This window comes from Pseudoalteromonas sp. A3 (assembly GCF_025942345.1).
Lineage (GTDB): Bacteria > Pseudomonadota > Gammaproteobacteria > Enterobacterales > Alteromonadaceae > Pseudoalteromonas > Pseudoalteromonas atlantica.
The window spans coordinates 470,856-492,216 of the sequence record NZ_JAPCKL010000002.1; the positions used below are offsets into that span (position 1 = coordinate 470,856).

The following is a 21,361-nucleotide window of genomic DNA, read 5'->3' on the forward strand; positions in this document are numbered from 1 at the left end:
ACTTACTCCATCATTTTTTCAATTGGCATTACTAAAATAGAGTTAGCGCCTAGGGCTTTAAGCTGCTCCATTGTTTCCCAAAATAATGTTTCGCTGCTTACCATGTGAAGTGCTACGTACTCTTCGTTACCAGCAAGTGCAAGTAGAGTAGGTTGGCCAGAGCCTGGTAAAATTTCGCAAATTTCATCAAGTTTAGTTTTTGGCGCGTGTAGCATAATGTATTTGCTTTCTTTAGCTTGTTTAACACCACGAAGGCGCGGCATAAGCTTATTGATTAGCGCTAGTTTGTCTTCATCTTGCAGGTCTTTATTTTGAATTAAACACGCGTTTGATTCTAAAATTGTATCACCTTGAATCAAGCCGTTCGCTTCAAGCGTTGCACCGGTTGAAACTAAATCACAAATTGCATCTGAAAGACCGGCACGTGGGGCTACTTCTACTGAGCCTGTAAGCATTACAGTGCTTGCATTAATGCCTTCGCGCTTTAACCACTGCGTTAAAATTTCTGGGTAGGTTGTTGCAATACGTTTGCCTTCAAACCAGCTTTTATCACGTGGGCCAAGCTCTTGTGGCCATGCAAGTGCAAGGCGGCAGTAACCAAAGTCTAGTTTTGCTAGTTTGCTAACTTCGCTTGGTACACCTTGGCGTTCGCGTTCGGCTTGTACTTCTACTAGTACGTTTTCGCCAACAATACCTAAATCACAAACACCGTCCATTACTAAGCCCGGAATATCGTCATCGCGCACACGAAGTACGTCAATTGGCATATTGGTTGAGTGTGCAATTAAGCGTTGCTCACGTAGGTTTAATTTAACACCTAGTTGCTTTAGTAAATCTTGACAATCTTTAGACAGGCGACCGCCTTTTTGGATGGCGATACGTAGACGATTTGTGTTACTCATTATTCATTTTCCTTTAATTTAAAAACTAAAAACCCCGAGGGGAACCTCAGGGCGAAAATGAATCAATGTGTTTTGAATCGCCAGAGGTTCCTTTTAGGAATAACCTCTCAGCGAAAGACCTGACAGGTTATTCCGGTGAATGGTGGTGATGATGTACTGTTGTCAGGTTTAAGCGCATTTTTGTATCCTATTTTGCTTACCGCTATTTAGTGAGCGTTAAGCTTTAATCTGTTTCAATAAATTTCGCATTCATAAAAACATAAACCGCCTAGCTTAGGCAAGTTTTTTTTTACCAAATTAAAGCATATCTTATAACTGCCGATAATATTGAGAGCTAAACAGTATTTTTAGTTTTTTTAATGTTTAAATTGTAGGCAAATTGGGCTTTATTGGTCAATTTATCTAATTTTTAATAAACAAGTTAAGGAGGGGAGTATGGATATAATGATCCCTTTTTTAGGGAAAATTTCACGGTTAGAGCTTGAGCCAAAAAGTACATTTCATATTGCAGGTGTGCAAAATATGCCACAAGCGCAAAAAATTAAGCTTGAAAATGAAAAAAAGCAGACGCTCAACAAAAAAAGATTAGCGCAGGCGCAGGGCAAAAAAAGTGCAAGTGCAGCTAATGAAAAAGCAATTACTGTAGATGATCAAGGGAATAAACATTTAGATACGTGGGCATGACCTTAATCCTTAATAGTAAAAAGCCACGCACAACTTTTTACTATTAAGGGCGTGTTGTTCTTTACGCTTTATATATTTGTTAGTGCTTTTTAGCTTTAATAATGTAAAAGCTAAATATAACTACAACGGTAAGTTGCGCTATAAAGCCTTGCCACGTAGATTTTAAACCCAGTAGTGTAATATCAAAGTTTATCGGCATTACACTAATCGCGACTAAATCAGCCTCTTGTAATGCAATGACAGCTTTACCCATTAATACAAAGGCAAGTGCAAATAATAAATAAGTTGTATAGGCAAAAAACTTAGCAATAGGTAACTTAATCGAATATTTAACTAACACCCATGCTATAAGCGCTAATAAACCCACACCCAGTGCAAAGCCCATCGCAACCGATGAATACTGTGCTTGCGAGCTTTGCGTTAATAACGACTGATAAAATAATACCGTTTCGAACACTTCACGATATACCGCTATAAACGAGAGGCCCGCGAGCCCCCATAGTGTGCCAGACTCTAATCGCGTATTAATATTTTGCTGAATATATGCCTGCCACTGCTGAGCACTGGTTTTACTGTGCATCCATACCCCAACATATAGCAAAATAATAGCTGCAAATAGGGCGCCTATACCTTCCATAACTTCGCGGCTTGCACCACTTATTTGTATTAATGTTTGCGCTACTGCCCATGTTAAGCCTCCTGCTATGAGGGCCAATACCCAGCCAATATGAACGTATTTAAGCGCATCTTGGCGTTTGGTTTTTATAAGTAAAGTCATTAGCGCAATAACTACTAATAGTGCCTCTAGGCCTTCGCGTAGCAAAATAACTAAACTGGCTGATAGCAAGGCGCCATCACTGAGTGTGGTGTCATTAAGTAGGTTGTTTGCTTTTGTTAATTGTGCAAGTACAGCATTAACTTGTGCGCTGACAAGCTCGGTGTTTTTTTCATTTTTGAATGTGTTACGTAAGTTCATCAATTGTACTTCAATGCTTTTACGCAAGCTTTCATCGTATGCATTTAAGTTATTTTCTATCAGCTCAAAGCCATCTAAATAGGCACTGATAGCCAGTTCGCTGGCTTTGGCATACTCACCATTAGCATGTGCATTTTGCGCTGCAATAAGTTGCGAGCGTGCAACGCTAAGTGGCTGAGCTTTGTTTTTAAATAAGTGTTCTGGATTACCGCGCAGCCACTTAATAAATTGAACTTGGGCAGGGGATTGATTTTGTGAAAGCTGCGCAGGATTAAGATTAATGATGTCTGAAGTGCTGATTATCTGGTTATTGTGTTGCGGCTTAGTTATATCTTGAAAAGCTAAACTGCCTACATAAAAGGCGAGTGACCAACGTTGTTGCTCATTAAATTGGCTAAAAGCAACCATTGGCGTATCGTCTATGCCGTTGGATACAGCTTCATATAATCCCATAATTGTGCGATTTGTGGCTCGCTCTTTATCCATAAAGTTGGTGGGCTGTGGTGTTAAACCTTTAGCAAGTGGTCCATCACCTTGTCCATTTATGCCATGGCACATAGAGCAGTTTTCTGCAAAAAGTGCCTTTGTTTGTTTCAGGGGTAATAAAGATGAAGGTAAAGAAAGCTGCGGCATAAATTCAAGCAAAGACTCCCTAAGCTTTGAGCTCGCAGCACGAACACTTTGTACGCTTTGTTTATTTATAATGGCGTTATGTAAGGCGCCAGCTTGTATTTTTATATGACTGTATTGATTATTAGCACTGCTTAACTGTGTGGCTAGCGTGCTTATTAAATTTGCAAACTCAGACATTTCTTGAAATTCGTCTTTACTGACTACCTCGCCTTTTTGCACCGCGCCAACGTAATCAACCCCTACGTACTCTGCAAGTTGTGATATTTGTTTAGTCTTAGCTTGCTCAGCAGGCGTTGAGGCAAAAGCAGAAAAACATAAAAAAGTGAGTAAGAACAAAGGAAAGAGAAAAACGTGGCGACGTGTAATGCCATAAAATAACGAAAAAACACTGGTATACTTACTGGACATAATTAGCCCCATAAAAAACATTTAAAATTAAAACTATTTTTATTACGCTTAAAATAAATAAAACCGTGCTAAAAATAATCCCCCATAAATAACTAACCCGCAGTGAATAGACTGCGGGTTTAATAAAGAAAACTTAGTGACTTTGCTCGGCAGATTTAATACTACTTTGAATGAGAGGAGAGATAGTTAAACCTTGCACAATAATAGAAAATATAACCACAACATAGGTCACAATAACGATTAAATCATGCAGATCACTACCTGATATAAATACTTGATCACGAGGAATAGCTGCAGCCATAGCTAATGCTAAACCGCCACGTAAACCACCCCAAGTTAAAATTTTAACGCTGTGTTTGTCGTAGTTTTTAAAGCGCTTAAATATTACAAATGGTGCACCAACACTAATAAAACGTGCTAATAAAATAGCAGGGATCATAACAAGGCCTAAGCCAATTTCACCCATTGTTACTGGCATAGTGACAATCAGCATACCAATAATCAAAAACAATAAAGCGTTTAAAAAGCTGTCGGTGGCGTGCCAAAAGTCTTTAATATAGCGCGTGTTTTCAGGCCCTGTGCGCTCGGTTGCTTTTGCGCGAGTAATATTACCTAAAATAATACCACTGGTTACCATGGCAAGCGCACCAGATATTTCCCATACATTGGCAGCGGCAAAACCCGCAGTTGGAATGGTTAAGGTTATTAATAGGCGTATATTTACATCTTTACAGTTAATAATTAAAAAGTGACCCACAAGGGCCATTGCTAAGCCAAACACGATTCCACCTATGGCATCAACAAAAAACAGCTCTGCAATGTCGGCTGGGTTGGCATCGGTGCCAAAAAATGCAACAGAAAACAGCGTAGTAAAAATTACCAAACCAATACCATCGTTAAATAAAGACTCGCCTTCTACCTGTACCGAAATACCTTCAGGGGCGCGTAATTGTTTAATAATTGCCAGTACAGCAATTGGATCGGTTGGGCTTATTAAGGCGCCAAAAAGTAAACAATAAATAAAAGGGACGGGCCAGCCAAGAGCGGCAAAAATATAAAAACTTAAATAGCCAATTAAAAAAGTAGAGACTACGGTAGAGAACAAAACTAAAGCGGTTATTTCCCATCGTTGTTTACGCAGTGCCAACAGGTTAATTTCTAAAGCACCTGCAAATAACAAAAATCCAAGCATGCCTTTTAAAAGCAATTCATTAAAATTAATACTGGCTACAATTTGCGTCATTTCTAATGCAGTTGTATCGCCTAATAACTTAACTGAAATAATTAATAACAACGATATAACAACCGAGCCTGTTGTTATAGCAATCGTTGTTTGCATTTTAAGAACATACTGGTTTGCATAAGCAATAAAAATTGCGATAGCAGAGAGAAAACAAATGAGATACCAAGCATTCATTGGCTAACCTTAAATTTATTTTAGAGAACAAAAAAGAGCGAATTAAACGAGCCGTATATTACTCCTGTGACTAGGCTGTGTCACAGTATTTATGGGGCTTTTAGCACTTTTTTTATGTCTTTAGGAGACATATAGTTAATGCAAATTTACTGGTGTTATTGCTTGTAATGAGGAGATTAATACAAAGTTGCCTAGGCAACATAATGGCTGATTACTGCCGTTAATTAAATAAAGTAAACGTAGCTATTGGGCGCGGCTAATAGTGTAATTTAGTGTAAATATATGTATACAATTTGTATCTGTTTTAGGTTTTACTGATTTTGTGTGTTTTTTAACCTGCTGTAATTTCTGTTGTTCTTACGTTTCCTAATACTTTACTTGTAAATTAAATGTTTAATTTTCATAACTCAAATTTGTAACATAAGCTTGATCCTTAATCGGGTACAAGTAGTTCCGGTTAATACAAATCCACTACAAACTAAATATTTTGACGGAGCGTAAACGTGAATTTATCAAAAATCACATTAGCAACTTTTGCTGCTTTAACCTTGGTTCAAGCAACAGATGCAGTAGCTGCGAACAAGAAATACCTAAATCAACAAACGGCTTTAAATAACATGATGCAATCAAATTCAGCATCCATTTTATCTACTAGCCCTAAAGACTTGATTGGGTTAAGTGTAAGGAACGAGTTAGTTGTATTAAAAGAGTTTATAAGTAATAACGGTGAAGTAACTCGCCGTTATCAGCAAACATATCAAGGTTTACCAGTAATTGGTGACACTTTAAGCCTTACATTTAAAAATGGCATGCTTAAAAAAGCCCATGGCGCTGCGGTGTACGATATTGAAGGCGATATAAACGATGTAAGCGCTAAATTATCTGTAAAACAAGCCATGCTTCAAAGCCAAAATGTAGGCATAGCTGCAAAAACTAAAGGTTTAAAAAAACACAATGAGAAATCAAGGTTAGCGATTTGGGTTGATCAACAAAGTAAGGCGCACTTGGTGTATGAAGTATCGTATGTAACCTACGGCAAATCGCCATCACGCCCTTATCAAATAATCGATGCTAATACCGGTGAGGTTTTGCTCAGCTACGATAACTTACAACATGCTGATGCTACGGGACCAGGGGGGAATCTCAAAACAGGTAAATACATTTACGGTACTGACTTTAGCAACCTAGATGTGTCTCAATCTGGTAACACCTGTGTTATGGATAATGCCAATGTAAGAACTATAAATCTCAATGGCGGCACAAGTGGCTCTGCTGCCCATTCATTTACTTGCCCTGAGAATACAGTAAAAGAGATAAATGGGGCTTATTCGCCGCTTAACGATGCTCATTATTTTGGTAACGTTATTTTTAATATGTATAACGACTGGGTGGGGTCGCCACCGCTAAGTTTTCAGTTAAAAATGCGCGTACATTATTCAAGTAATTATGAAAATGCATTTTGGGATGGCAGCGCAATGACCTTTGGCGATGGGCAAAGCACTTTTTACCCACTCGTAAGCCTTGATGTATCGGCGCATGAGGTAAGCCATGGCTTTACCGAACAGAATTCTGGCTTAATTTACAGCGGTAAGTCGGGTGGCTTAAATGAAGCTTTTTCTGATATGGCTGGTGAAGCGGCTGAGTATTACATGAAAGGCACTAACGATTGGTTAGTCGGGCAAGATATTTTTAAAGGCAATGGCGCGCTTCGCTATATGAATAACCCATCACAGGATGGACGCTCTATAGATAATCAAGGTAGTTATACCTCTGGCATGGATGTGCACTATAGCTCGGGTGTATTTAACAAAGCATTTTATAACCTTGCTACTACATCCGGCTGGGATACTAAAAAAGCATTTGTAGTCATGGCACGTGCGAATCAGCTTTATTGGAGTGCGAGTACAAATTGGGATTTAGCTGGTAACGGCGTTATGGACGCTGCGTGTGACTTAAATTACAACCCAAGCGATGTACAAGCTGCATTGGCGGCAGTGGGAGTTAGTTCAAACCTAAGTGCAGGGAGCGATTGCTCGAGCACGCCTGTGCCTACGGATGAGGCGTTAACAAATAAAGTGGCACGTACGGGGATCAGCGGCTCTGCAAAAGCGCAGATGTTTTTTACACTCGATGTACCAGCGGGGGCAACAGATCTTGAGTTTAATACCGCTGGTGGCTCGGGCGATGCAGATTTATATGTAATGTTTGGAAGTAAACCCACACTGAATACGTATGACTGTAAAAGTACCACCTCTTCAAGCACCGAAAACTGCAGTATTTCGAACGTTCAAGCAGGCACCTACTATGTAATGGTAGAAGCATGGAATGCTATAGCTGATGTATCGCTTACTGGGAGTTTTAACAATTCAACAGGAGGCGTCACACCGATTAACAGAACCGAGTCTAATATTAGTGTTTCAACTAATAGCTGGGCTCGATTTACTCAAGACTTAGGAGCGGGCTATAGTAATTTAACCGTTACTATTTCTGGTGGAAGTGGCGATGCCGATCTTTATGTAAATTATGGTTCGGCGTCGAGTACGTCAACTTATTTGTGTAGACCTTATAAAAATGGCAACAGTGAAACGTGTTCGTTTGATAACCCACAATCAGGTACTTGGTACCTAGATTTAAGAGGGTACAGTAATGCAAGCGGAGTAACACTGAGTGTGTCTGCTAATTAAACATTGATACCAGGGGCCTAGTGCCCCTTTTTAATTTTATGGATACCAGTATTGCCAATTATAAGGAATACCAATGAAACCTTTTAAACTACTAAGTGCGCTGAGCTTATTTACTACAATGGGCGTTGTAGCACAAAGTGAAACAAACAAAGTGTGGGTAAGCATAGATTCAACTGCAGCGGCACATTATGAGTATACCCAGCATGGATTAGTACAAAGATTGCCCTTTGCACAGCGCTCAACAAGTGCGCTTAAAAATATAGACTTGGTAAATATACCTGCTGATCAGGTAAATAATCTAAGCGAATTTATGCACCACAATTATAATCGGTGCGGTGGGTTTGTGGCACATGATTCATGGCAAGAGGCGAGCAGTTACGCAACACAATTAGCCGCGGCGCATACTATACAAAATACATTAGCATTTAGTTATTCTATTGATAACGAACAAACAGTACAAAATTTAATGTCATCAATTAGCACCGTTAACCTCGATAGCACTGTTAACTCTTTAACCAGTTTTAATAATCGTTATTACACCTCACAAACAGGAGTAGATGCTGCAAATTGGTTAAACACATATTGGCAACAAATAGCGCAAAGTCGCAGTGATATTAGCATTGCAACTTACCCGCATAATTGGGCGCAATCGTCGGTTATAGTGACAATTGAAGGCAATGAAAAAGCAGAAGAAATTGTTATTATTGGCGGCCACCTTGATTCGATAAATCAGTCAAACCCAAGCAATGGACGTTCACCTGGTGCTGATGATAACGCCTCAGGCATTGCTGTGCTATCAGAGGCGCTGCGCGCTATTGTACAAACTAATTACAAACCACAGCGTACGATTCAAATTATGGCGTTTGCAGCGGAAGAGGTCGGCCTTAGAGGTTCAAGTGATATTGCAAGCAGCTACCAATCGCAGGGTAAAAATGCAGTGGGCATGGTGCAGTTTGATATGACAGGCAATAATGGCAGCCTTGAAGATATAGTTATGATGACTGATTATACTAACAATGCACAAAATCAGTTTTTAGCAGCGCTTTTAGATACCTACTTACCGCAATTAAATTATGGATTTGATCAGTGTGGTTATGGGTGTTCTGATCATGCGTCATGGTATCAGCAAGGGTTTGCAGCCTCTATGCCTTTTGAATCAAAAATGGGCGATATAAACCCGCTTATTCACACCCAAAACGATAACCAGTTTGATGCTCAACATGCCAGTAAATTCGCCAAGTTGGCAGTAAGTTATGTTGCCGAAATGGCAAAAAATGCCGGCGATACTTTGCCTCCTACTAATAACCAATTAACCAATGGGCAAACACTTAGTGGGATCACAGGGGTTGCAAAAGAGCAGTTTATTTACACATTAGCTGTGCCACAAAGTGCGAGCAATTTAAATTTTATTACGACTGGGGGCACAGGCGATGCAGACTTATATGTACGCTACAATCAAGCACCTACGCTGAACGATTATGATTGTAAAAGCACTACCTCAAGTAGTAATGAACGTTGCGATATTAATCCCTCTAGTGAAGGAGTTTACTATGTGATGGTACACGCATGGAATGCGATAGAAAATGTATCCCTAACCGGAAGTTACAATGAAGGGGGGAGTATTGAGCCTATCAATCGGAGCATAACAAACATTAGTGTTTCTGCTGGGAGCTGGCAACGCTTTAGCCAAAGTTTAAATACGCAGTACGCATCATTAGATATAACAATGTCTGGTGGCAGTGGCGATGCTGATTTATATGTAAACTTTGGCACTCCTTCTAGTGTTTCTCAGTACTTGTGCAGGCCATATAAAAATGGCAATAGCGAAACCTGTTCGTTTTCTGCGCCACAAACAGGTAATTGGTATATCGATTTAAAAGGGTATAGCAATGCCAGCAATGTCACGTTATCTATAAATGCACAATAACGTGTAAAGGGGTGTGAGCCCCTTTACAAAATTCTAATTTCAATTGGCTTGCCCTTATAGCCAGGCTTACGTAAAATCTCGCTATTATTTTTTGTAAAGTGACTGGTATTATCAAACAGCTGTTTAGTGCAACCGGGCCGTTAGCGTTATCTTTAGATGGATACACGCCTCGCCAACCTCAAATTGATATGGCCGTTGCCGTTAACGATGCATTAAAAAATAGCACGCAGTTAGTGGTTGAAGCGGGCACTGGTACAGGTAAAACGTTTGCCTATTTAGCGCCTGCCCTTAAATCTAAAGGTAAAACAATTATCTCTACAGGCTCTAAGGCCTTACAAGAGCAGTTATACCACCGCGATTTACCTCAGCTAGTAAAAGCACTTAATGCCTCTAAAAAAACCGCATTGTTAAAAGGGCGCGCTAATTATCTGTGCACTTATAGGCTAAACCAACATGTAGCCCATGTACCAACAGACGATCCTGATGTAATGCATCAACTTGCTATGGTTGCAAAATTTGCCAGTGAAACACACTCGGGTGATTTAGCCGATTGTATTGGTATTGAAGAAGACGCCAAGGTACTGCCCTATGTTAATTCGACAGCCGATAATTGTTTAGGCAAAGAGTGTCCAGACTTTCAATCATGTTATATACGCAAAGCGCGTTTAAATGCAGCCGAAGCGGATGTAGTGGTTATAAACCATCATTTATTTTTTGCTGATATGGCAGTAAAAGACTCCGGTTTTGCCGAACTTATGCCCACCGCCGACGCTTATATTTTTGACGAAGCACACCAGCTTAGCGAAATTGCTAGTGATTACTTTGGTGAAAGTATTAGTACTAAAAAGCTGGTGGATTTAATTAACGATTTACGCGCTATTTACCGTGCAGAAATTCCCGATATGCTGCAACTTGGAAAAAGCCTTAATAAGCTTGAAACCAGTGTGGCTGATTTACGTTTACAGTTTGGTGTAGATGGAAGCCGAGGAGATTGGCGCGAAAAGCTCAGTGATAAATTAATTTGCGCAGCGCTGCATCGGGTAATTAGCGATTTAGACTTTGTTTATCAGGTATTAAAACTGTGCCTAGAGCGAAGTGATAAAATAGAGCACCCGTTTGAGCGCACTTTAGCGTTTAAAGGTCAGTTAGAGCGTGTTTTTGATACCGCACAAACGGGCTTTAGCTATTGGTACGAAACCACGCGGCGCTATTTAACGGTTAATATTACGCCCCTTAATGTCTCTACTAAATTTGCTCAAATGATGAAAGACACCGGCGCAGGGTTTGTATTTACCTCAGCCACGTTATCAGTTGATAATAAGCTCGATCACTTTAATGCAAGCTTAGGTATTACTCCTGCGCAAAGTATGATGGTTGATAGCCCCTTTGATTACCCTAATCAGGCACTTTTATGCTTACCACGATATTTGCCAGAATCGCATGCAGAGAACATGCCTCATGCAATTATAAAATTAACCCTAGAGCTGATTAAATCGGCTAAAGGGCGTTGCTTTGTGCTGTTTACAAGTTACCGAATGATGCATTTGGTGGCAGAGGGGTTAACCACACAAATGGACTACCCAGTTTATATGCAAGGGCAAATGTCTAAGCGTATAATACTGGAAAAATTTACGCGCCATGGTAATGCGGTATTGTTAGGTACTGCCTCGTTCTGGGAAGGGGTTGATGTACGTGGTAGCACGCTAAGCTGTGTTATTATTGACAAGTTACCTTTTGCAGCACCGGATGACCCATTACTGCAAGCCAAAATGCAAGATTGCCAAATGCAAGGCAAAGACCCGTTTGCTCATATACAGTTACCGCAAGCTGTTATTGCGCTCAAGCAGGGCGTGGGGCGTTTAATACGAGATAACAAAGATAAAGGCGTGCTGGTTATTTGCGACAACCGATTAGTAACGCGCCAATATGGCCAAGTATTTTTAAAAAGCTTACCGCCGATGCGCCGCACGCGAAGCTTAGAAGATGCAAACACATTTTTAAAACACATTAACTAGAGTACTAAAATGATTAAAAGTAATATTCTTGCCCTAGACGCCTCAACCGAAGCGTTATCTTTAGTTTTACACTTTGAGGGCCAAACATTTCATCATTTTGAAGAATGCCCACAGCAACATAGTCAAAAAATACTCCCTTTAGTTGATGAGCTTCTTAATAAAGCACAGTGTAAATTAAAAGACTTAGACGTTATTGGCTTTGGCCAAGGGCCAGGTAGCTTTACCGGTGTGCGCATTAGTGTTGCTATTGCACAAGGGTTAGCTTATTCAGCCAATTTACCATTAGTGGGTGTATCAACCTTGGCAATTATGGCCCAGCAAGCGTACGAACAAACGCAGGCGCCAGTCGTGTATTCAGCTATAGATGCGCGTATGGGAGAAATTTATTTTGCCCAATACCAGGTAAATAACGCACGCATGGAGTTGGTAAATGAAGAGTGTGTTATAAAACCTGATTTATTAAGCAAAGAGCACATAAGCAGTGAAGATTTACACGCGATTGCCGTTGGCACGGGATTTAAAAGTTACCCTGATGCACTTAAAAACGTTAGCAATATAACCATAAATACAGCCATTACTTTGCCAGATGCTCGCTATATGCTTAGCCATGTAGACACGGCCTTTTTAAAGGGCGAGGTTGTTAAAGCAAGTGATGCGCAACCTAAATATGTGCGCGATACAGTAACATGGAAAAAACTACCGGGTCGCGAATAAGCACAAGAGTTGCAAATTGGGTGTTTTTAAATCATAATTTTTAATATGTTTATTGTTGGAAGTTATCTATGACTTTGCCAATTGGCGCTGGTTTTTTTACTGGAGATATTCCTGCAAAGGTTACCTCTACAAAAATTTTACCCTCTAAACCACAAGGTTTAGCGGATGATAGCGCCAGTCAAAAAACAAACACAGATTATGTAAAAACTAGTAAAGCGGGTGTAGAGCTTGCTAATCAATACTTTAGTCAAAACACTAGTAACGCAAAGTACAGCCAAACTATTTATGACCAACCAAGCCCAACGGTGAGTAAAGCAATTTCAACATATACTGAATTTGCAAATTTAGAGCGTCGCGCCGAAGTACAAGATTTAATAGGCGTCGATATATACGCTTAGCCCCCGTAATAGTAAAAAATAAAAAGCCCGAACACTGGTTCGGGCTTTTTGCGTAAGCTTATGGCTACTGTTTAATAAAGCCAATTAGTTTATCGGCAATATCTGTATTATTTTGAGCACCGTTAAAGTGTTCACTGCCTTTACCGTAGGCAAATACTTGTACATCTACAGCGGTGTGTCCGCCTGTTGTCCAACCAGTAAAGCTGGCATCACTAATAATACTTTTAATGGCTAAATTAAGCGCTGTTTCGCCCATTTTTTTCGCTTGTTCAAGTTTTACTTTATTAGCCGGTGTATATTCAATACCTGTGTTGGCGCGCCAAATAGGCTCTAGGTCATCAGCAGCGAGTAATTGCTTTGTCAGCTCAACGGCTGTTGCTTTAACGCCTTTAATAACTTCTGTATCCCACTTATATTGTCCGTGCGCACCGAGGGTTAACCCACCAGTTGAATGATCTGCAGTAACCACTAATAAAGTATCAGGGTTTTTATCAATATAGGCTTTTGCTTTTTCAATCGACTGTGCAAAGTCATCCATTTCGGCCAAGGCACAGGCTACATCGTTAGCATGTCCACACCAATCAATTTGGCTGCCTTCAATCATTACAAAAAAGCCGTCTTCATTTTGGCCGTCGAGTAAATCAAATGCTTTAGCTGTTAGTTGCGTTAAGTGGTTTGAATTAGCATCCAGTGCAAATGGCAGGCCTATTGGGGCGTATAAGCCAAGTGCCGGTAGTTGTGTGATCTGACCAAGGTTTTTTATATCATCGCTATATTGATAACCAGCTGCTTTAAATTCATCAACGAGGTTACGGTCTTCTCTAATAAAATACTGCGTACCGCCGCCTAGCATTAAATCAACAGGGAGCTTACCTGCAATTTTGTTATCTATGTATTCATTAGCAATCGCATCGTAATTTCGACGTGATTCGTTATGTGTAGCAAAACTAGCTGGGGTGGCATGGTTAATTTGCGAGGTAGCCACTAATGCTGTTGTCATACCGCGTTCTTTTGCTATTTCTAGCATGGTTTTAACGGGCTTTTTGTCTGTATCGACTGCAATAGCACCATTATAACTTTTATGGCCGCTACTCAGTGCGGTTGCACCTGCAGCACTGTCGGTAACATAAGTGTGATCGTCAGGGTAAGTACGCGCCATGCCTGTTAAAATAGTATCAAATACGGTTGTTTCAATCTGCTTGGTGGTTGGATCATCTTTAAAATAACGATAAGCGGTTGTATAGGCAGGACCCATCCCGTCACCAATCATATAAATTACATTTTTAGGTGCATCGCTTGCATAAACACTGGTAGATGCACATAAAAGCGCTAATAAGCTAAGTTGGTTTTTCATTTTTATCCCTATGAATGTGCTGTTTAAATAGCACCACAATTGTATATGGTTACGGCGTGTTGAATTAGCAGCATAAATACCAAACATGCGCTGCCCAAAAATTCTTTCTAAGGCGATTAAGTTTTTGCTAGGTTTTTACTCCGTCCACAAGGTTACAAACCTCGTACCAGGATTTAACCGCCCGTAGATTGAACAAATTTCAATCCACAAAGTTCAATACGCCCTCGTATAATAATGAAATGAAGTAAGAATAAAAAGCAAAGTATATAAACAGGTTTGGCTAATTGTCACTAAAACAATACAGCCATTTTTTTAGGTTATGTTAATTATAGTGTAATGAATATAGTGGTATACATTACTTACCTGAAGAGTATTTAAGCTCTGTTTGTAATTATTTATTGAATTAATGAAACTTAAAATATTTTAAGTTGTTGAAATTAAATACATAATTAAAATTCAAAAGTTAACCTTACAAATAAAGTGGTCTTTATAAATATAAAAAATATAAAAACTTTTGGTATTAGAGGTCTGACAACTAGTATGTTATAAATAATGTCGCACGTTAAAAAGAGGTGTCTGTTGCAGCCATTTGAAATAAAAACAAGAAATATAACATTGCGTGGCTTACAAAAAGGCACTGGCGATGAGCTGGTTATAGCCTTGCATGGGTGGCTAGATAACAGTAATAGTTTTACACCTATGCTAGATAAAGTTAACCCGCAGCATACTTGGTATTGTGTTGAGTTTGCTGGGCATGGGCTATCTGATTGGCGCGCACAGGACGCTCATTATTATTTTGTTGATTATATTGACGATGTGTACCAACTTATAAAGAGCTTAGGGGCAAAAAAGGTACATTTAGTCGGCCATTCAATGGGCGCAATGGTGGCTGGTTTATTTGCTAGTTGTTTTAGTGAGTATGTGCATTCAGTTACCTTTATTGAAGGGATTGGCTGTGTTACAACCCCCAGTGATGAAGTATGTGAGCAATTAAAAGGGGCGATACTGAACAGAGAGCGCGCCTACAATAAAAAAAAGCGCGTTTATAAATCGCAATCAGCGATTATCGATGCGCGTGCAAATACAACAGATTTAAATAACGAACTGATCACCTTATTGATGAGTCGTAATATTAAGCAAAGTGAACTAGGGTATGAGTTAACAACAGACCCTAAGCTTAAAAATCACTCAGGTTTTAGGTTTGATGAAGCGCAATGTATTGGTGCAATAAAACAATTAATTGCACCAAGCCAATTAATTTTAGGTAACCAAGGTTATTCGTTTGTAAAACAAAATTTGGCCAAGTATATTAGCTATTACAACAACTTGAAGGTAATTAATGTAGATGGCGGGCATCATTGCCATATGCAAAGCAGTGGGTTATGTTTTGAGCATATTCAAGCCTTTATGCTGCAAAATGGTGCATGTTAATTGTAAATTAGCGCCAAATGTGGGATTATTCCTGCATTAGAGTATTTGCTCAATTGTTAAAGTGCCTTACTTAGATTAAGGTTAATAAAAATATAATTATAAACAGGGGCTAAGAGTGGAAAAAATCTGGCTTAAGCGCTACCCAGAAGGTATGCCTGAAACAATCGATCCTGAGCATTACAACTCGTTACTCGAAGTGTTCGAAAAAAGTTTTACCGATTACAAAGATTTACCTGCATTTACGAATATGGGTAAAACATTATCGTATGATGAAATAGATACAGCGACACAACGTGTTGCCTCGTATATTCAAAATGATTTAGGTCTTAAAAAAGGCGACAAAGTTGCCGTAATGATGCCTAACTTATTACAAACGCCTATCGCTATTTTAGGTATTTTACGTGCAGGGTGTGTGGTGGTTAACGTAAACCCACTTTACACAGTACGAGAGCTTGAGCATCAATTAAAAGACTCTGACGCGTCAGCTATTTTTATATTGGCTAACTTTGCAGACACGCTTGAAAAAGCACTTGCAAAAACGGATGTAAAACACATTGTTGTTACCCAAGTGGGCGACATGGTGGGTGGTATTAAAAAGCATATCGTTAATTTTGTGGTTAAATATATAAAAAAAATGGTACCCAGCTACAACCTGCCAAATACAATTAAGTTTTCAGATGTGTTAGCAGGTGACCCTGCAAAGTATACGCGTCCAGAAATGAGCTTATCTGATCTGGCCTTTTTACAATACACGGGTGGTACAACCGGCGTATCTAAAGGGGCGATGTTAAGTCATGGAAACATGGTTGGTAACCTTGAGCAAGTATCGGGCTGTTTAGATAAAGTATTAGACCGTGGTACTGAAGTTGTTGTTACTGCATTACCGCTTTACCATATATTTGCGTTAACGGCTAACTGCTTAACGTTTATGAAATACGGTGGTTTGAATGTATTAATTACAAACCCACGTGATATGCCAGCATTTGTTAAAGAGCTTAATCAGCATAAATTTACTGCTATTACCGGTGTAAATACCCTGTTTAACGGGTTACTTAATACACCAGGGTTTGCAGAGCTTGATTTTAGTCATTTAAAAATGTCATTAGGTGGCGGTATGGCGGTACAACGTCCTGTAGCTGAAAAATGGCAAAAAGTGACTAATTCTAAATTAATGGAAGGTTACGGTTTAACTGAGTGTGCACCGCTTGTAACTGTAAGCCCGTACGATTTAGAAGCTTATAATGGCTCTATTGGTTTACCTGCTCCTAATACCGAAATTAAGCTAATGCTTGAAAACGGTGAAGAAGCGGCAAAAGGTGAACCCGGTGAGCTATGGGTTAAAGGCCCACAAGTTATGCTAGGTTACTATAACCGCCCAGATGCAACCGCAGAATGTTTGCAAGATGGTTGGTTTGCTACCGGCGATATTGCCACATACGACGATGAAGGCTTTTTCTATATTGTTGACCGCAAAAAAGACATGATCATTGTATCGGGCTTTAATGTGTTCCCAAATGAGATAGAAGAAGTGGTTGCCATGCACGACGGCGTACTAGAAGTTGCGGCTATTGGTATTCCGCACGATGTAAGTGGTGAACAAGTTAAAGTTTTTGTTGTTAAAAAAGACCCTTCTTTAACTGAAAAAGATATAATAAATCACTGTCGTGATAATTTAACTAATTATAAGGTGCCTAAACTCGTTGAGTTTAAGGATGAGTTACCTAAAACAAATGTAGGTAAAATTCTCAGAAGAGCCCTAAAAGATTAGTAAACTATAAAAAAGCCGGCATTAGCCGGCTTTTTTATTGTAGGAGATTAAGTGCAATACCAATTGATCGAAACACAAAATCAACTCAACACCTTTGTTGAGCAAATAAAAAACAAGCCTATTTTAGCCATAGACACAGAGTTTATGCGCCGCCGTACTTTGTACCCTGAAGTTGCACTTATTCAAGTATATGATGGTGAGCATCTCGCCCTTATAGATCCACTTGCTGAACTCTCGTTATTTGAATTTTGGCAAATATTACAAGATCCATCAGTACTTAAAGTGTTGCATTCACCCTCAGAAGATATTGAAGTATTTCAAAAATATGCAGGCTTTGTACCCGCTCCATTGTTTGATACACAATTTGCTCTTCAGCTTTTAGGCGAAGGCAACTGTATGGGCTTTGCGCTAATGGTAAAAGAGCTATTAGGCATAGAAATAGACAAAAGTGAATCGCGAACTAATTGGCTACAGCGCCCATTAACTAAAAAGCAGCTCGATTATGCAGCCGCTGATACGTTTCATTTACTGCCTTGTTTTGAACTAATAATTGAGCGTATAAATAAAGCTGAGTTATTTGATATTGTAATAAATGAGAGCGAGTTAATTGCAAATAAACGCGCCTTTCAAACCCCAGATGAGCTGCTTTACAAAGATATAAAAAACGCATGGCAACTAAAACCGCACGAGCTCGCGGTATTAAAAGAATTAGCTGTATGGCGTCGTAATAAAGCTATTCGTAAAAATTTAGCGCTTAATTTTGTGCTTAAAGAGCACAACATGACGGAAATTGCTAAACGTGGGCCTTCGAGCTTAAATACGCTAAGACAAATTCCGGGTGTTGAGTCGATGGAAGTAAACCGCTCTGGAGTTGAAATACTAAAGTGTATTGAAAAGGCCAAAGCACTCCCGGTTGATGAGCATCCGCCTGTGCTTAAACGTTTAATTGATTTTCCGGCTTATAAAAAAGTAGCTAAAGATATTAAACAAAAAATCACTAAAGTGGCAAAAGAGCAGGGTATACCAGAGGATGTAATGGCCTCTAAAAAGCAAATTAATCAGCTTATTAGCTGGAATTGGAAACTCACCGATGAGCAAAAAGTAAATCATATTAAACCTGATTTACTTAATTCTTGGCGCTACAGTTTTGTTAAAGACGCACTTAAAGAGTGGGATAATTAAACCCACTTTTTAAGCTAACAGGCTATGTTATACCAATTCGCAATAATATTTAATCATTTTTAGGGGCTAAACGTGTCGCTATCTGCGTTAAAAAATTCTCATTTAGAACAACTAAATAGCGATTTTTTTGCCTTGCTATCAACACGTTTTTCCATCCTCAAAATAGATCACTTAATTATGCGAATTGGTATTAAAAATCGGGCGCTACGCTGAACGTTAACCGCTTATGGGTAATGGGGTGATCTAGCGCCAAATACTCGGCATGTAAGTGTAACCTGTTGGCTTTTTTACCGTAATGTGTGTCACCAATAATAGGCATATTCAGCCCTAAGTGGTGAGCGCAGTGTACCCTTAACTGGTGAGTGCGTCCCGTTTTAGGGTAGAGCTGTAGGCGTGTAATACTGTTTTTACGTTCAAGCACCTGCCATGTAGTAAGTGCGGGTTTGCCGTTTTTATAACAAACAAGCTGGCGTGGCTTATCGTCAAAATCAAGTCGCAATGGCAGCTCTATCTTGCCACTGTCCTTAGGCACAATACCATCAACCAGCGCAATGTAACGTTTATCAATAGTGCGGGCAATAAATTGCTTTTGTAGTGCTTTGTGGGCTCGTTTATTGAGCGCCACCACTAATAAACCTGATGTAGACATATCTAGTCTGTGCACAATTAACGGGCCTGTAGCGCGCGGAAATTGCGTTTGAATACGTAAATACACAGAATCTTCAATATTGACACCTGGTACAGATAAAAACTCGCTGGGTTTGTTTACAATAACAATATCATCGTCTTGATAGACTATCGGCAGCGTTTTACCTTCAGCAGGGTTAACGAGTAGCGGGTTATCTTCTATGCTGAGGCCTTTTAACATGTGCGATAAAATAGGTTGGCACTTACTGTAGCAAGAAGGGTAATAGTTTTTATGTTGGCGTATTGCCGATTTAGGTGCGGCCCCCCACCAAAATTCAGCCATAGCCACTGGCTTTAAATTATTAAGATAAGCGTATTGTAATAGCTTGGGCGCAGCGCAATCTCCCGCTCCTGATGGCGGAGTATGCTCTGGCAATGCTGCAAATATGGCATTGAGATCTTTAACTTCATGCTCTGCATTTAAAAACTGGTACTGCGCAAACACTTGCTTTTGTAAGTTTTTAGATAAAACTTTACGGCGTTTTTTTAACTGTTTTATTTCGTCGTGTAGGGCATTAAGCGCCTGCTGTTGCTGAGTTATTTTATCGTGCCAATGATCTTTTATGCTTTGATAGTGTTTTTTATCTTCTATGCTTTGTTTGGCCAGTTCATTCAAGCTTGCTTGTTGCTCAGGCGTTATTGCTTGGCTTTGCTCAACTGCAAGTGCACTGCGCGCCTTTTTACGTGTTTTTCTATTGGCTTGCATTACGCTTTGTTGAGCGTGTAACTGCTGATCAAACGCGGCTTTATCGGCATTTAATGACGCTGTTAATTTATTCAATGTACTTGCATTTTCTAGGGCATGTATTCGCGCATTTATGTCGTTAATTATTTTACTTTCTTTTAAATAACCCACATCTTTAAGTGCCATTGTAGATACATTAGGCACGCATTTTATATCGGTATTTAAATTTTCAAGCTGGCCTGAATACGCCGCTAAAAAGCCAAGTTGTTGTTGCTGGTTTTGTACAACCAGTACACCAAACATTTTGCCATCATTCGTTGCTGTATTGCTGTTGTCATTTTCGTTATACGGTAAATGCGTTTCAAGTTGCTGCTGCAATTGTGTTGCGGCTAAAACAGATAACGGATGAGGCTGGTAGTAAAACGGAAACGTAAATTTATCTGGAGGCGGTATAGAATCTACAGAGCAATCAAATAAAGTAAAACAAGAAGCGTGATTTAACATAGCAAAGTAATAGCAAGCATAAAGCAAAATAATAGGCCCATAATAACATATTCACTTAAGGGGTACTTGCTTAATCCTCTGCGGTTACTAAACCGCGCTTAGCTAAAAAGCGTACTAATAATAGTGTTAGGTTTTCTCTGCGTGCATTATTTGGCCATACAGCATAGTAACCAAGCGGCTTGAGTTGCCAGTTAGGTAAAATGTGAATGAGCTCTTCTCGTGCTAATTGTTTTTTTACTAGGTTTTCGGGCAATATGCCTAGACCCAAGTTTTCAGATACAAAGTGACTTATTGCAAGCGCACTATTTACATTTACGCGCGACTTTTCACAAATACACACCACTTCGCCATTTGGAGAGGTAAAATCTACAGTGCTGCCGCGCATACTAAAATGAACCCAATCCCACTCTTTTAAATCGTTTGGGTGCGTAGGGGGTTGATGCTTACTCGCGTACTTACTTGAAGCAACTAAAAAGCGTTTACTCTCTCCAATTTTACGCGCCATGAGTGAGCTGTCTTCAAGCCAGCCAACTCGAATACTTAAATCAAGCCCTTCATCCATTATATTTATTACTTGGTCTGTGTAATTAAGAGACAAGTTCACTTTTGGGTATGTTTGCACAAATTCTGCTATCGCGGCCGAAATTTCGGAGCTTGCTAAAAAGGCGGGCAGCGATATTTTTAAAGACCCTATAGGCTCATCACCCACAGAGTTAATTTCGTTCAAACCTGCCTCTGCGTGTTTTGTTATGTTTTCTACGTGGGCGTAAAATTTTTCACCTTCAGGGGTAAGCGACAATTTACGGGTTGTTCTATGTAATAAAGTGACGCCTAAAAACTGTTCTAAGTCAGAAACACTATGGCTAACACGTGAAGGTGCTATGCCAAGCTCCTTAGCTGCAATACGAAATGAACCGCCAGCAACCACTTTGGCAAAAATAGCCATGTGTCGTAAATAGTTAATCATTGTTCTGAAAGTCGGAATTGTATTG

General features: G+C 39.6%; 15 protein-coding genes. 9 read left to right on the forward strand and 6 right to left on the reverse strand.

All coding sequences use genetic code 11. The features are described 5' to 3' along the window. Positions 1-2 precede the first annotated feature (2 nt). Complete coding sequence (gene hisG, locus OIZ54_RS05175) at positions 3-902, reverse strand: ATP phosphoribosyltransferase (protein ID WP_004586378.1); 900 nt, start codon at positions 900-902, stop codon at positions 3-5. Positions 903-1,337: 435 nt separating this feature from the next. Between hisG and OIZ54_RS05180 the strand changes: the two genes are divergently transcribed. Beyond that, positions 1,338-1,586 carry a hypothetical protein gene (locus OIZ54_RS05180; protein WP_024031729.1) on the forward strand — a complete coding sequence of 83 codons (249 nt, stop codon included), beginning with the start codon at positions 1,338-1,340 and terminating at the stop codon, positions 1,584-1,586. A 79-nt stretch (positions 1,587-1,665) separates the two neighbouring features. Here OIZ54_RS05180 and OIZ54_RS05185 read toward each other — a convergent pair whose 3' ends face one another. Both OIZ54_RS05185 and OIZ54_RS05190 read right to left on the reverse strand, forming a co-directional pair. Then, complete coding sequence (locus tag OIZ54_RS05185) at positions 1,666-3,603, reverse strand: cytochrome c/FTR1 family iron permease (protein WP_264389904.1); 1,938 nt, start codon at positions 3,601-3,603, stop codon at positions 1,666-1,668. A 133-nt stretch (positions 3,604-3,736) separates the two neighbouring features. Continuing rightward, a complete protein-coding gene (locus tag OIZ54_RS05190; RefSeq protein ID WP_004586375.1) occupies positions 3,737-5,020 on the reverse strand; it encodes a cation:proton antiporter in 1,284 nt (427 codons plus the stop codon). A gap of 503 nt (positions 5,021-5,523) precedes the next feature. On the opposite strand from OIZ54_RS05190, the gene OIZ54_RS05195 reads away from it, so the two are divergent. The 5 genes from OIZ54_RS05195 to OIZ54_RS05215 all read left to right on the forward strand — a co-directional run bounded on the left by OIZ54_RS05195 (position 5,524) and on the right by OIZ54_RS05215 (position 12,758). Continuing rightward, positions 5,524-7,704, forward strand: a complete 2,181-nt coding sequence (locus OIZ54_RS05195; protein WP_055019032.1) for a M4 family metallopeptidase — start codon at positions 5,524-5,526, stop codon at positions 7,702-7,704. A 73-nt stretch (positions 7,705-7,777) separates the two neighbouring features. Next, on the forward strand, positions 7,778-9,631 hold the full coding sequence (locus tag OIZ54_RS05200; protein ID WP_264389906.1) for a M20/M25/M40 family metallo-hydrolase: 1,854 nt from the start codon (positions 7,778-7,780) through the stop codon (positions 9,629-9,631). A 98-nt stretch (positions 9,632-9,729) separates the two neighbouring features. Beyond that, positions 9,730-11,646, forward strand: coding sequence for an ATP-dependent DNA helicase (locus OIZ54_RS05205; protein WP_248531917.1), 1,917 nt, complete (start codon positions 9,730-9,732; stop codon positions 11,644-11,646). Positions 11,647-11,655: 9 nt separating this feature from the next. Beyond that, the gene (tsaB, locus tag OIZ54_RS05210; RefSeq protein ID WP_264389907.1) at positions 11,656-12,360 is read left to right on the forward strand and encodes a tRNA (adenosine(37)-N6)-threonylcarbamoyltransferase complex dimerization subunit type 1 TsaB; all 705 of its coding nucleotides are present in this window, start codon (positions 11,656-11,658) and stop codon (positions 12,358-12,360) included. A 68-nt stretch (positions 12,361-12,428) separates the two neighbouring features. Beyond that, positions 12,429-12,758 (forward strand): hypothetical protein, encoded by a 330-nt coding sequence (locus OIZ54_RS05215; protein WP_055254155.1) that lies wholly within the window; start codon positions 12,429-12,431, stop codon positions 12,756-12,758. Between the two features lie 64 nt (positions 12,759-12,822). On the opposite strand, the gene OIZ54_RS05220 is transcribed toward OIZ54_RS05215, so the two are convergent. Continuing rightward, positions 12,823-14,112: an alkaline phosphatase gene (locus OIZ54_RS05220; protein WP_264389908.1), complete on the reverse strand. Its 1,290-nt coding sequence runs from the start codon at positions 14,110-14,112 to the stop codon at positions 12,823-12,825. A 579-nt stretch (positions 14,113-14,691) separates the two neighbouring features. On the opposite strand from OIZ54_RS05220, the gene OIZ54_RS05225 reads away from it, so the two are divergent. The 3 genes from OIZ54_RS05225 to rnd all read left to right on the forward strand — a co-directional run bounded on the left by OIZ54_RS05225 (position 14,692) and on the right by rnd (position 18,493). Then, a complete protein-coding gene (locus tag OIZ54_RS05225) occupies positions 14,692-15,543 on the forward strand; it encodes an alpha/beta hydrolase (protein ID WP_004586368.1) in 852 nt (283 codons plus the stop codon). A gap of 115 nt (positions 15,544-15,658) precedes the next feature. Beyond that, the gene (gene fadD / locus OIZ54_RS05230) at positions 15,659-17,311 is read left to right on the forward strand and encodes a long-chain-fatty-acid--CoA ligase FadD (protein WP_024031721.1); all 1,653 of its coding nucleotides are present in this window, start codon (positions 15,659-15,661) and stop codon (positions 17,309-17,311) included. Between the two features lie 51 nt (positions 17,312-17,362). Beyond that, positions 17,363-18,493 (forward strand): ribonuclease D, encoded by a 1,131-nt coding sequence (gene rnd / locus OIZ54_RS05235; protein WP_096042992.1) that lies wholly within the window; start codon positions 17,363-17,365, stop codon positions 18,491-18,493. Between the two features lie 190 nt (positions 18,494-18,683). Here the strand turns inward: rnd and OIZ54_RS05240 are convergent, their stop codons facing one another. Beyond that, positions 18,684-20,369, reverse strand: coding sequence for an RluA family pseudouridine synthase (locus OIZ54_RS05240; protein ID WP_264389909.1), 1,686 nt, complete (start codon positions 20,367-20,369; stop codon positions 18,684-18,686). A gap of 70 nt (positions 20,370-20,439) precedes the next feature. Beyond that, complete coding sequence (locus tag OIZ54_RS05245) at positions 20,440-21,336, reverse strand: LysR family transcriptional regulator (protein WP_264389910.1); 897 nt, start codon at positions 21,334-21,336, stop codon at positions 20,440-20,442. Between the last annotated feature and the right edge of the window lie 25 nt (positions 21,337-21,361).

Excerpts from the sequence above, each read along its gene's own strand:
- OIZ54_RS05180 (WP_024031729.1), top strand. The coding sequence starts at position 1,338 with ATGGATATAATGATCCCTTTTTTAGGGAAAATTTCACGGTTAGAGCTT.
- OIZ54_RS05185 (WP_264389904.1), bottom strand. The coding sequence starts at position 3,603 with ATGTCCAGTAAGTATACCAGTGTTTTTTCGTTATTTTATGGCATTACA.
- tsaB (WP_264389907.1), top strand. The coding sequence starts at position 11,656 with ATGATTAAAAGTAATATTCTTGCCCTAGACGCCTCAACCGAAGCGTTA.
- OIZ54_RS05200 (WP_264389906.1), top strand. The coding sequence starts at position 7,778 with ATGAAACCTTTTAAACTACTAAGTGCGCTGAGCTTATTTACTACAATG.
- hisG (WP_004586378.1), bottom strand. The coding sequence starts at position 902 with ATGAGTAACACAAATCGTCTACGTATCGCCATCCAAAAAGGCGGTCGC.
- OIZ54_RS05190 (WP_004586375.1), bottom strand. The coding sequence starts at position 5,020 with ATGAATGCTTGGTATCTCATTTGTTTTCTCTCTGCTATCGCAATTTTT.
- OIZ54_RS05240 (WP_264389909.1), bottom strand. The coding sequence starts at position 20,369 with ATGTTAAATCACGCTTCTTGTTTTACTTTATTTGATTGCTCTGTAGAT.
- OIZ54_RS05245 (WP_264389910.1), bottom strand. The coding sequence starts at position 21,336 with ATGATTAACTATTTACGACACATGGCTATTTTTGCCAAAGTGGTTGCT.
- OIZ54_RS05215 (WP_055254155.1), top strand. The coding sequence starts at position 12,429 with ATGACTTTGCCAATTGGCGCTGGTTTTTTTACTGGAGATATTCCTGCA.
- OIZ54_RS05220 (WP_264389908.1), bottom strand. The coding sequence starts at position 14,112 with ATGAAAAACCAACTTAGCTTATTAGCGCTTTTATGTGCATCTACCAGT.